This is a genomic window from Ehrlichia japonica, from assembly GCF_000632845.1.
In the GTDB taxonomy this organism is placed as follows: Bacteria; Pseudomonadota; Alphaproteobacteria; order Rickettsiales; family Anaplasmataceae; genus Ehrlichia; species Ehrlichia japonica.
In genome coordinates this window covers 246,974-260,428 of sequence record NZ_CP007474.1, presented here as the reverse complement: position 1 = coordinate 260,428, position 13,455 = coordinate 246,974, and the positions used below count along the sequence as shown (strand labels likewise).

11 protein-coding genes are annotated in these 13,455 nt (G+C 29.9%); 2 read left to right on the top strand and 9 right to left on the bottom strand.

Going from position 1 to position 13,455, the window contains the following annotated elements:
* Positions 1–156: 156 nt before the first annotated feature.
* A complete protein-coding gene (hisS, locus tag EHF_RS01055; protein ID WP_044194177.1) occupies positions 157–1,398 on the bottom strand; it encodes a histidine--tRNA ligase in 1,242 nt (413 codons plus the stop codon).
* 192 nt (positions 1,399–1,590) lie between these two features.
* Between hisS and purC the strand changes: the two genes are divergently transcribed.
* Positions 1,591–2,319: a phosphoribosylaminoimidazolesuccinocarboxamide synthase gene (gene purC / locus EHF_RS01050; RefSeq protein WP_044194175.1), complete on the top strand. Its 729-nt coding sequence runs from the start codon at positions 1,591–1,593 to the stop codon at positions 2,317–2,319.
* An 805-nt stretch (positions 2,320–3,124) separates the two neighbouring features.
* Here the strand turns inward: purC and EHF_RS01045 are convergent.
* The 6 genes from EHF_RS01045 to EHF_RS01020 form a co-directional block, all read right to left on the bottom strand.
* Complete coding sequence (locus tag EHF_RS01045; protein WP_156928257.1) at positions 3,125–3,427, bottom strand: hypothetical protein; 303 nt, start codon at positions 3,425–3,427, stop codon at positions 3,125–3,127.
* Positions 3,428–3,581: 154 nt separating this feature from the next.
* A complete protein-coding gene (locus tag EHF_RS01040) occupies positions 3,582–3,869 on the bottom strand; it encodes a hypothetical protein (protein ID WP_044194172.1) in 288 nt (95 codons plus the stop codon).
* Positions 3,870–3,916: 47 nt separating this feature from the next.
* A complete protein-coding gene (locus tag EHF_RS01035) occupies positions 3,917–7,432 on the bottom strand; it encodes a hypothetical protein (RefSeq protein ID WP_044194170.1) in 3,516 nt (1,171 codons plus the stop codon).
* A gap of 779 nt (positions 7,433–8,211) precedes the next feature.
* Positions 8,212–8,877 carry a hypothetical protein gene (locus EHF_RS01030; RefSeq protein ID WP_044194169.1) on the bottom strand — a complete coding sequence of 222 codons (666 nt, stop codon included), beginning with the start codon at positions 8,875–8,877 and terminating at the stop codon, positions 8,212–8,214.
* Between the two features lie 573 nt (positions 8,878–9,450).
* Positions 9,451–9,846 (bottom strand): hypothetical protein, encoded by a 396-nt coding sequence (locus tag EHF_RS01025; RefSeq protein ID WP_044194166.1) that lies wholly within the window; start codon positions 9,844–9,846, stop codon positions 9,451–9,453.
* A gap of 1,422 nt (positions 9,847–11,268) precedes the next feature.
* Positions 11,269–11,637, bottom strand: a complete 369-nt coding sequence (locus tag EHF_RS01020; RefSeq protein ID WP_044195786.1) for a hypothetical protein — start codon at positions 11,635–11,637, stop codon at positions 11,269–11,271.
* Positions 11,638–11,727: 90 nt separating this feature from the next.
* Between EHF_RS01020 and EHF_RS01015 the strand changes: the two genes are divergently transcribed.
* Positions 11,728–12,294 carry a DNA-3-methyladenine glycosylase gene (locus tag EHF_RS01015; protein WP_044194165.1) on the top strand — a complete coding sequence of 189 codons (567 nt, stop codon included), beginning with the start codon at positions 11,728–11,730 and terminating at the stop codon, positions 12,292–12,294.
* A gap of 183 nt (positions 12,295–12,477) precedes the next feature.
* Here EHF_RS01015 and EHF_RS04700 read toward each other — a convergent pair whose 3' ends face one another.
* Both EHF_RS04700 and EHF_RS01010 read right to left on the bottom strand, forming a co-directional pair.
* Entirely contained in the window at positions 12,478–12,672 is a 195-nt protein-coding gene (locus EHF_RS04700; RefSeq protein WP_156928256.1) for a hypothetical protein, read from the bottom strand.
* Positions 12,632–13,168, bottom strand: a complete 537-nt coding sequence (locus EHF_RS01010; RefSeq protein WP_156928255.1) for a hypothetical protein — start codon at positions 13,166–13,168, stop codon at positions 12,632–12,634. The genes EHF_RS04700 and EHF_RS01010 overlap by 41 nt, the downstream gene beginning before the upstream one ends.
* Between the last annotated feature and the right edge of the window lie 287 nt (positions 13,169–13,455).

The following is a 13,455-nucleotide window of genomic DNA, read 5'->3' as shown; positions in this document are numbered from 1 at the left end:
AATCATAAATAATACACTATTAAACTTCTATCTAAAGAATAACCTTGTTTTAACTATTACTAACACGCTTGAATTTCTTGAATTTCTTAAAAGCAAATTTATTAATCTTAAGTTATTCAATAATAACACTTTATATAATAAAGTTAATAACTATTATTAAATTTTTTTATATAATAGATCTAGTAAATCACATTTAATTATTTCCTGCTGTTCACCAGTCTTCATGTCTTTTACTTTTATGGTATCATTTTCAAGCTCTTCATCCCCAAAAATTAAGACTATACTATTATCATCAATTTTTCTTAATGAATTCTTTAAACTAGTATTTTTATAGCTCCAATTTACAGAAATACCCTTACAACGCAACTCATAAGCAAGTCTCAAGGCATGAGACATTGCATCCTTCCCTATAGGTATCAATACTACACTTCTTGGTTCCTGATGTTCATAATCTATCAATGCACTAACTCTCTCAATTCCCATAGCAAAACCGATAGCAGGTGTATCATTTCCTCCCATAAATTTTACTAATCCATCGTATCTACCACCAGCAACAACCGCATTTTGCGATCCTAATTTAGACGTTGTAAATTCAAACACCGTATTACAATAATAATCTAAACCTCTGACTATATTATGATTTATCTTATAAGGGATACAAAGTTCATTTAATCCGCTTAGAACCTCCATGAAAAAATCATTAGAATATTTATTATAGAAATGAGAAATACTAGGAGCATTCAATAAAATTTCTCGATCTTCCGGTGCTTTTGAATCTAATATTCTTAGAGGATTTATAACAAGCCTATGTTGACTGTCTTCTGATAAATCCTTTTTATACTTATTTAAATACTCTATAAGACTAAGCCTATATGAGTTCATAGTTTCTTTATCTCCTAAAAAATTAATTTCTAACGTGATATTATCCAATAAATTCAATTCGCTTAAAATATTATAGCCTAATGCTATCATCTCAACATCTGCAAGAGGCAGATCACTTCCAAAGAACTCAAAATTCACTTGGTGAAACTGCCTTTGACGACATTTCTGAGGTCGCTCATAACGAAATACTGGACCACTAGAAAACAACTTTATAGGAACAACTAAATTTTTATTAATTAATACCCTTACAATAGCCGATGTAAATTCTGGTCTTAATGTAATATTCTCACCACTCTTATCCTGAAAGTTATACATTTCCTTTGTCACAATATCTGAATCATCACCTAAAGTCTTAGTAAACACTTCAGTAAATTCAATAATTGGAGTATCAACAGCTATAAACCCATACCTACTTGCTATTAATTGAGACAAACGATGTATATATTGAAATTTATAAAGTTCAACACCTAATAAATCTTTAGTCCCTCTTACTTCTCTTAATTTATTACGTTGCATAAAATCTTACCTTCTATCAATCCATTCATACCACAACTTGAACTATAGTTATCTACATTAATCAACTTATATATTAAATATTCTAAAATAATAACGATAATACCGTACATTTATTTTAAATTTAAAAAGCTAATTGCTAAACTAATTATAGATATATAAAATTAAAATTTAACGGACTTTATAAAGCATACAATGAGAAATCAAGAAAAAATTTACGAAGGAAAAGCGAAAATAATCTTTGCAACATCCAATCCTTTAGAAGTAATACAACATTTCAAAGATGAAATTACTGCTTTCAATAACAAGAAAGCAGATGTTATACATGAAAAAGGAATACTAAATAATTACATAAGTAGTTTCTTAATGAAAAACCTTACAAATAAGGGTATAAAAACACACTTTATATCTTTGTTAAATCAAAGAGAACAGTTAGTAAAAAAAATAACAATAATCCCAATTGAAGTTGTAGTACGAAATTCATCAGCTGGCAATTTTAGTAAAAAATTTCAAATAGCAGAAGGTACATCTTTTAGATCGCCTATCATTGAATTTTATTATAAAAACGATGAGTTATCCGACCCTATGGTAAGTGAGGGACACATTTTAAGTTTCCAGTGGATTACAAACCAAGAATTAGAAAGAATAAAAACATTATCTCTTCGAATTAACGACATTCTTAGTGAGCTTTTTTTTAATGTTGGCATCAAGTTAATAGATTTTAAACTAGAATTCGGCAGATTATACGATAATAAACAATCAGACTTATTTTTAGCAGATGAAATAAGCCCTGATACATGTAGACTTTGGGATATATCTACCAACAAAAAACTTGATAAAGATCGCTATCGTTTGAACTTAGGAAATGTAATAGAAGCATACAGGGAAGTAGCACAAAAGTTAAACGCTTTACCAAACCATTGACAATCAATAATATTCTAATTTTTTCAGCTTCCTTTTCCTCAACATTAATAAATGTAGCATTTTTTAATGCATTTAGATCTTACCAGTCGATGACCAACATAAGATGGAATCTCTAAAAATAAACCAAGTCTTAACTCACCAATTTCATTTATACAATAATTTCTATTTATATGTAAAAATTCCCTACAATAAACTTACTATTTCTTTAATACATACCAAATGAGAATCAATCTCGACAAAATTTCTAACAAAAATTATAATTTACCAATATATACCCCTTCTTATATATGTATTAAAATTTTTCACACGAAATTGATAATAACATGTAAAATATCAAAGGCTCAGACTGTACAAATGCACATCCATCTTTTTCTTGGAAGAACATAAAAATTAGTGTGCTGAACTCTATGATGAGTAAAACACCCTCTATAATTAATTCTCACCTATTGAACAACAAGAACACCCTGTTTATTGTAAGCATTACTACATAGAACAAAACTCATTACTTATATTACATGTATCAACATATCTCCATTTATACTTTCATGTATACATCAGTTCAACACCTGATATATCCATTACTACTTTAAAAACTCCAAATCAAATACATTAAACACAATAAATACCATCTATACTAGACACTTTAAAACTATAAAACACTGTACCATGAATTTTAAGAGGTATTTTATTACTACTAAATTTTACCTAAAAACCCAAAAGAACTAAAACCATCTAGTGGTTTCGCGTTACAGCCATTAATAGACCATAACTAACAGTAGGAACTTTTTGAGAAACACTACCATCTTTATCTTATAAATGGTAAGGAAAAATGTTTTGTATAAAAAGTATTATAATCAGCATTCTCCTCATGAACTGATGTTTCATCACTGATTAAAGACTGTAAAGACACAGCATCAAAAAACTCATCACTACCAGGCTCACTATGAGAATCTTCTTTTTGTTCTTGCACTGCTGTAGGTTTATTAACCACAGATATGCTTTCCTCAAGTAGAAGTTTTTCTATAAAAAACACCATTAAGGTTACTAGTACTAACATTGCTACCATAAATAATACAGCTAATACTACAAATTGTTGATAATCACTCATAACTTCACTTTTAAATATAAAAAAAACAAGATACTGTGTTAATATTAACACAAATAATCGCAAAATCTAGATAAAAATATTAACTTTATCTATAAATATATAAGTATTGTCTCTTAAAGATTTAATGTTTCTATAATACCTAATCATAAAGCTATTAACCAAAGCTCGGTTGCTGCTTATTAATCTTATCAATATTCATACGTAACATATCACTTGCCCATTCAGTAGCAGTACTAGGAGTAGTCGTCTTAATTATTGCATCTACACAGCAATGTTTAACATTATCATGAACAATATCAACTTTACACGTTTTTAAATATTTTCTTATTACTTCCTTAGATTTCAAGTGTAGATGCTTTTCAAAAAACACATTTAACCCTTCCATATGAGTTAATACTTTAGCTTGTAATTTATCTTTATAGAATAAAGAACAACTTTTCATTGTCTCTTAAAGATTTAATGTTTCTATAATACCTAATCATAAAGCTATTAACCAAAGCTCAGTTGCTGCTTATTAATCTTATCAATATTCATGCGTAACATATCACTTGCCCATTCAGTAGCAGTACTAGGAGTAATCGTCTTAATTATTGCATCTACACAGCAATGTTTAACATTATCATGAACAATATCAATTTTACACGTTTTTAAACATTTTCTTATTACTTCCTTAGATTTTAAGTGTAGATGCTTCTCAAAAAAAACATTTAACCCTTCTATATGAGTTAATACTTTAGCTTGTAATTTATCTTTATAGAATAAAGAACAACTTTTCACTGCTTTATCTTCTAAATCTTCTTTTGAACATTTTCTTATTCCTCTAACAATTAATTCATGTGTAACAGATACTTTATCAAATATCATATACGCTATGTTATTAAAAACTTTATCACATGCATTGTTTAAGAACGCATCTCTTACTAAACAAGCAATTTGAAGTTTTACATTATCTGCTACAGCATTGCGTATATCTTGAAGTTTTAACTGGGAATCAACAGAAGCTTTACCTCGATCTACATAAATCCCTTGAAAAACTTTTTCTAAATCTCTCATAGACGAAACAACTATTCTTTTTCCATGTTTATTCCACAGTATAGCTCTCTGCACTAATACCCATTCACTAACAACATTCCGTACAGTACTATCTGTATGATGAATGCGTGAATTAGCAATATAATTCACTTCTCTACATCGAGTAGCAGCACTAGAACTCTTGTTGTACTGCGACAATGACTTATGCATTATGCAAAACCGTTTATTTAACACATCACATAATGATCCAATATCACAAATTAACACTCGACCTATAGTGACTTCTGGTGAGATAATAAGACCGTTTTCTAACCAGCACTTGTCCCACATCTTACATTCAATATCTGCAGCATTACTTTTATTTCTCCTAACACCTACATAACTCTTAGTAGCCGCAGGTCTCTCACCAATAGATGCACGATCCACCATACTAACAACACATTCTGAATCAGGTTTAGAACTTTGCTCGTAAATAGCAGATGCACTTCTCCTTAACGCTCTATTATTATGTACACCCTTATAACAAGCACCATCATACTTACGTCTAACACCTGTAATACTAGAAGTATTTTCCATAGAGCGTTTTGTTATACCTATATCACTATCACTTGAGTCCTTACATTCCCCCAGAACACTAGACTTATTATGTACACCCTTATAACAAGCACCATCATACTTACGTCTAACACCTGTAATACTAGAAGTATTTTCCATAGAGCGTTTTGTTATACCTATATCACTATCACTTGAGTCCTTACATTCCCCCAGAACACTAGACTTTTTAGGTATACACGGACTTTTTCCTATACTTTGCTGATTACTTTTAGAAGCAGAAATCTTTGCCGTCGCTCCTACTGTTAGATTAACATCTTTAAATCTACAAGATTCAACTAACCTGTCCTTCCTATTTTTAAGCTCTTTGTATGTAATTAAACTAGCACGGTCAGATGTAGAAGACTTAACTGGCATACAACTACTACTACTCTTAGACCCTTTGTGTGCAGCTAAACTAGTACGTTCAGATGTAGGAAACTTAACTGGCATACAACTACTACTCTTAGACCCTTTGTGTGCAGCTAAACTAGTACGTTCAGATGTAGGAAACTTAACTGGCATACAACTACTACTACTCTTAGACCCTTTGTGTGTAGCTAAACTAGTACGTTCAGATATAGGAAACTTAACTGGCATACAACTAATACCACTCTTAGACCCTTTGTGTGTAATTAAACTAGTAAGTTCAGATATAGGAAGAAACTTAACTGGCATACAACTACTACTCTTAGACCCTTTGTGTGTAGCTAAACTAGTACATTCAGAACAAAAAGTATTTTTTATTGACCTTTTTTTTACAACTATTCCGCTTGATTCACCAACTTTAACTGGAATTCTAGATTTTTTAGAAATAGAATCACTAGTACTAGGCTCATGAGTTTTTGTTTGGGTAGTTATTGTACTTCTCGATATAGGAGTTTTCTTACTTTGAAAATACTCATCCTTCCCTACCAATAATTGACTACCATTCTTCTCTTCTTGGCATAAACTATTAGCAACTATACCAGTATTGTGAGAAATTCTACCAGATTTTACTGTGTGTGTTACTGCTGGAACTATTGCAGACGATGCATCACTTTTTCTCATAATACTCTGTACTTCTTCACTATCAGTCATTTCTTCTAAACAAAGATCAGACAAACACTTTGTAATACCTTTAACAACTTGAACACCACCTCCACAGGTAGTATCCATATCTTGCTTAGCAGTCACTACGCTAGATCCAGAATGAGTTATACCTGACCTTTGAACGGCACCCTGCAAACTCTTCTGACCATATTCAATCTCCATAGTTGATGCAATTTCCCGAGCATTAGAAACTCCAGGTTTAATATCACTATGTGAAACACTAGGAATCTGATTTTTCATATCTATTAAATCTCCTTGATTAATAACAAAAACTGTATTCTCTTCTAACTCTTCACAAGTTTGTAAATCCAAAACGATACTTTGTAATATCAAACCGTTAGTATCAATATATCCCTTTACATTGCAAAATCCAGGAGTATACAACCTCCCCATTTCACGTAAAATACTGCCTGAATAACTAGAACAGAAAGGAGTATAACTCCTAAATTCTGTATATATAGAAGGATTTACTACAAACTTTGAAAAGCTAAAATCAGAATTATTTAACACAAGTTTACTACTGGAACGTAACAGGGAACCAAATGTGTAAGACACAAGATTATTGTCTTCTGTTCCTAATGAATCTAAACTAATACACCTACTCTGGACTGTATTACTGCCACTTATTGGATTTAAACTGCAATTATAAGTTTGCCCTTTTACAACTCTACTATAAGGATTACTCCTTCCATTCTGATAATCAAAATCAGACAACCTACTGCTTTTAGTAGGGATACCCTCATCTGAATCATTAGAACATGAAGAACTTTCATCAGAAATCTCTTGACTAGAATATCTCCTGATATCTCGAGTATCTCTTGTTACAACTGCAGAACTATAAGTTCTAGGTATAGCACCCAAACTATAGTAATCCATCACATAACCATCTTCTTGTAACTCATTGTCATCTATATCAAAACTATAAGTTTTAGGTATAGCACCCAAACTATAGTAATCCATCAAATAACTATCTTCTTGTAACTCACCGTCATCTATATCAAAGTGATCATAGCCACTTAACCCTCCTAACGCATTACTCATTTTCTGTCTTTCTTCTACATCTTCACTTTCAGAAGACACCCTATCGCTTTCTTGATCAGAAGGTATGCTACAATGTTCTTGAAAGCTACATGAATTAGCAAGACTTACCTCCTGTCGGTCGTCATTTTCTACTGAAGGAATATTTCTATTGTCATTGTAACTCTTTACAATGTACAACAATGCACAAAGAAGTAGTAACAGTAGTAGTAATAGTAGTAGTAGTATAATCATCAACACATTTGATTCCATAACGTATAAACCTTTTATGCTATAATTAGCATATACATTATCTTTATTACGAATGCAATATAAAATTATATTATATATAGCATATTTTTATTAGAATTTTAAATTTACCTTTTAATTAAGAAGAAAATCTGTGCTTACAGTAAGACATATACACAGGGAATCATTCCAAACATAACAAGGATTTTTGAGTATTTGGGATTAAAGCAGTTAGATAATAATTTATATTCTTAGCAACTACTGTCAACGCAGAAGAAATTACATACTCATTTGAATAGAAATACAAATGTCCATAAAAACCTACTAGCAATACAAAGAACCTAAAAGTAATAATTGTGCGCTAGTTACACCTTACAAACTTGAACATATTAGTAAAAAATAACAATAATATACACACTTCAATATTAGTTTATTAATCATCAGGAGACCACATACTTACTAATTCTAACTTATAACAAAATATATAATCTATGTACTAAACATTGACTTATAAACATCATAAATAGATATAGAACCCCTTTCATAACAAGGCACAATAACAATACTAGATGTTTCATTACACAAATTTTATGTTATTTTAATACAAAAATAAATATTTTTACTAAATAACAGTTCTCAACAATACAGTATATTTGCTCACTCAACATATTATAACTAACAAACCAAGAATATACTAAATCTAACTTAAACAGTAGGTCACTTATAATACAGTACAGCTTTAGCTTACTTCATATGAATTTTAATACATTGAAAAACCATAGACTCTTAAGTAAACAACTAACTTACCTCTGCATGCTAGGATTTGATACGCCCGTACTATTAAAGATAAACGATTTACGAGTACATTCAGTTCTAACAGCTTCGATAGCTAAATTATAAGCCATAATTGTTTGAAGATCATACGTCGGAGAAAATACTTCTTGAAGAAGTTCTTTTAGATGCTGTCCTAAACCATATATCACATTATAATTATCAACCATAGCACTATAAATCTCTTTAGGGACTACCGTAGATTCTTCTGCTATTTCTATTGTTGCTACTAGACTATTCTTTATCTCCTCAGCAAACTGACAAAGTTTCATATCCAAATTCGTTATTCTCTCTGGTGGTGAACTTTCTGAAGGATCAATACATTCATCAGAAGCATCTACAAGGTGCCTTACTATATTCTGATAACAATATACAGAAGATAATTGAAATCTAAGATCTCTAGCAACAGAAATAGCATTAGTTGCAGTTCTACGGTCAAAATTTATTATAACAGCTGCCTGAAGATGAGCATTCGGTTGAGTCTTTTTACCTGAATCTACAACCGAGTCTTTTAGGACATCATCTGATTTTAGATGCAACTTAGGTTTTAATAAAGATCTTATTAGATAATACAAAACAACAAGGAAAACAAATACAAGTATTCCCACAACTAAACCAATTATCCCTGAAGTATCCATAATATTACCTTAATGTTAACTAAATACTGACAATTAACGCAACCATCCAAATAAATAGTTTTATTATACATATAGCTTTTTTACACCTATAAAGCGTATATAAAAGGACATAACTTAACTATTAAATGACCATATGTTTTATAATTTCCTAAGTCTTCTACTTCCAGAATTTCTTGACCTTATCACAAGAGTTCAGCAACATCGCATCACAATTTCAATAATTCTCTACCACCAATAAATTTGAATTTTTCATAAAATAACAGGAAACCCGTAATAAGTAACTGTACTAAAGCTAATTTTAGGAACAAAATGTCAAAATCTCTATTAACTATTTAATAGTTAATTTCTAGTAACATTGAAAACATTATTAATACCTACCAGATTACTGCCATGTAACCCAATTATGCATAATTTAATATTATGTATAATATTAAATTATGCTTCCTGGAAATTTGACAATAAATAAGTTAATACAATTAGACAGAATACCTACATAATGTCAAACTATAACCTACTGTAAATACCCTAACAAAAATCTATCTTTAAAGCATTGTATAAAAATAACCAATAGCATTACCTTGTTTGAGACTGACTTGTGCCCGCATCAACAACAACATTACTTACAGCACCCGGTACTTTTTCCTGATCTTCAAAAAACAGAAGATCATAACTATTTTTTTCACCATCTCTGCCAACAGCACCCCTGCCCTGTACAGTTTCTTCATTATTTTGAGGAACTACATCAGCAGTCGCTGGGCTCAAGTCAACTTCTTTATTCTCTTTATCTACCAGACCTATCCTATCAGCCAAACGACTTACCTTACCTGTAAGATTATCTGTTTTTTCATCTATAACGTTAATCCGTTCGTTATCGTAACACAATATAGGCAGCACTACAGCACATAATATTATTAAGATGAATACAAAAAGCCCCAGTAAAGTATAAAGCAATATCTGTTCCTGACTCATAACACACTCCTTCTAAAATCCACTATTTATATTACAAATAATTATATTAGTTATCTTAATAAACAAGAATACATGAGCTGCTCTATTCACAATAAACAGCTATATATACACTCTTATTATACAATAATATGCTAACGTATTTCAACTTTTTTTGTAGCGTACTAATTAGTAGCATATGTACGATTCACCATTTTTAAATACACCATAGATAAAATAGTACAATATATAAGTAATAAATTTATTAATCCATTTATCACAGATATTCCACTAAAAAGACATATGCCACAATATATTTAGAGTTCATAGACATAGCAACACAATTTGAAATTTTTTATATTACCCCCCTATCCAGAATTACTATGATACAAGTTTCATTGCTTTATCTCAGCCTCTTTCAAATTACACTTTAGAAACACAATAGATTGCTATAAATTATTATCGACTACTATATTTAGTTATTGATACAATCATCCCCAGTTTTAGAAGGAACACTATTCTTCCAATATAATAATTAAGGAATTACAATTTCTAGTTTTTAAAAATTCAGCATTTATTCAAAAAAGTAACACCTTGCCAATAAAATAATTTGTATTGATTGACAAAAATGTATTCTTAAATCATATTGCTGAAGCTAGTAATAACATAGTTAATAAATCTCATAAATTAAAAAGATCTTAGCAATTTTTATTATTAAATACGTTGTAATTTATTCCTATATATACACTGTGAACTTATAAGATTCTTTCTTGTTATTTCATAACTTTTCTCATTAATGATATTTAGTTGAAATATCAGCAAATTAGAACTTACTCTGCCTGATTTAAAAAACAATACCTTATATTGAGATTTAATTTTTAAATAAATTGTTATTTATTTTACTAAAATATGCTAATTAATTATAGTATATGTTTTTTGTAACCACCATATCAATTGTTATTATACGGGTTCCTTTTTGAGTAAGAACTTACTTTTTAATAAATTTCTATATTAAATATATTTATAACAAACTATAAAAACCTTTTATTTTCCTACACCATACTTAAAAAGGAGATGTGATATTACTATCTACTATTTAGAAGTAAATCAATTAATCAAAAACATAATAAGAAAAAGATAAATCTTTTTAATTATAGCTTCACTATAAAATAGCAATTTGTATATCTAACAAAATTACATATTGTTCAACACATGGTGTACCAAAAACACATTGAACAACATTACCAAAATTAACTTTCATACATAACATTTACTTCTTACATATTTTACATAATCACTTTACTGTCAGTTAACACTTATACTACAATAATTATAAAAATATATGCTGGCAAAAACTACACTCATAATTAAAAACAATACTCATCATGTTACTTGATCACAATAAATCTCACCCTTCCATTTTATAAGTACTTCAATTATAAGATTTCATAAATTAACCATATTATCCCAATTAATAATCAACAGTATAGTATTAACTAATAAAAAAATCATATGCCAATACAGTAGCTGTTTATTTCTACGTAACCAAAAATTAAATAATCTCTCCAACAGAGCATTATTAATATTCTTCAATTCATTTACTTTCTCAATGATTTTTACTTCTTGTATATTGGTTAGTTTCAAATAATCCGTAGTATTATCAATAATATAAGAAAAACTAACTTTATACTCCTTTAACTGTATACTTAAACTATCTCCTACAATGAATTGTGCAACTTTAGATACTATATTATAAGCTTTTTTAAATTTATCTATTTTCTTATCATTGGTATCTGCTTTTTTCTTCCCATCCATTCTGAAGCCTCACTATTGACAAAATAAAGTATGCTATTAGTATATCATAAACAAATTATTTTCTAGTAGAAATATACAGTGTTATATTATATGCTCAAAAAGTCTTTTTATGAACAATCATCACTCAATGTTGCAAGCAAGTTACTTGGGAAAAGGCTACTATTCAATCAACACCAAGGAATAATAATAGAAACAGAAGCATACATAGGTCAGGATGACCCAGCCGCACACTCTGCACATGGATATACAAAGCGTACTTCTGTAATGTTTGGCAGCCCAGGGTTTTCTTACATTTATTTTATTTATGGAATGTACCACTGTCTTAACGTTGTAACTGAACCAAAAGGGTTCCCTGCTGCAGTACTTATTAGAGGAATAGTACTACTATCTGATCATCAACCTAACACTGTAATTAGCGGTCCAGGAAAATTATGTAAAATTCTTAAAATAACAAAAGAACATAATAATATAGATATTACACAAAATAACAATTTCTGCATTTGTAATACAGATATTGATATAGATAACTACATATGCACTCCCAGAATAGGAATAAGCAAAGGGAAGGAAAAATTCTGGCGGTTTGTAATCCCAGATGTAACCTTCCTACTATCTACTGAATATCAAGATAAAAAGATGAATAATAGTTTAACATAAACCAAAAATCAATAACCTAGCGTTTTGTAAATCTGTTATACAGCAGGTCCTCCAGAAGGTGAATATAAACTGAGATAAGGTTGGTTGCAGTGAAGAAAACCTCATTATTCAGCACCTTTCCCCCATGAAGGAACTGTTTGGGCTAACTGTCTCTCTTGATGCTTCTGTTTGTCTATTAATAGCCTACATACCGCTCTCAAAAAGTTCAAAGGTTGCATACATCTTATAAAACCTCAATACATCTCCAACCTCAAGACCTACAAATCCAATCCCCCAAGCAAGAGAAGATCTTACTAATTCAGATATAGAATTCTTCTCAACATCTTTAGAACATTTATCAAGTCCTGGTTCTTGGGAGTAGTGAATCTTGAACTTCATTATTCATTCCCTCCAATAAAGGAGCTGTTGGGCTAACTGTTTCTTTTGATGCTTCTGTTTGTCTATTAATAGCCTGCATACCGCTCTTAAAAAGTTCAATGGTTGCACACATAACACAAAACTTCCTTATACCAAACTCAAGATCCATGAATCCAATCCCATGAGCAAGAGAAGATTTTACTAATCCAGATATCATATTCTTTATCTCATCTTCAGAACATTCATCAACTCCTAATTCTTTTAATTTATTCCTTTCAAGTTCAGTTAATTCGTTGTTACCTTGATATATCTTTATTGAACGCAATAAAAGAATCGCCATAGATATATAATCTACTCCCTTCTTAGCATTAGGGCTACCAGGTTCTATACTTTTCCAAGACTGAAATTGACTTAACAGAGAATCCATTGCATAAGTAATTTTGAATAAATCCTCACCACATGACGGATTAGATTCTTTAAATTTCTTGCTAAAATCATTAAATACTCTTTCTCGCATAGATCCATAAATTTTTTTTATCCGGATACAACTACGTACTATAGAAATAATCAATAGCATCACTATAAATAGACAAATAGTTAATCTAGTATCCATATATATATTTTATTTTACTTCTTTCCATTATAATATCCGTTATTAATTAGTAAATATTTATTAATTACTAAATATTAAATTTATTAATTTCCTTTAATTAAAATATCTATTTTATGTAATACAACAAGCCTCAGAGCAGCCGCTACCTTCTCAACTTGTACATCTTTTGGTTCTTCTATTATAAAACCTTA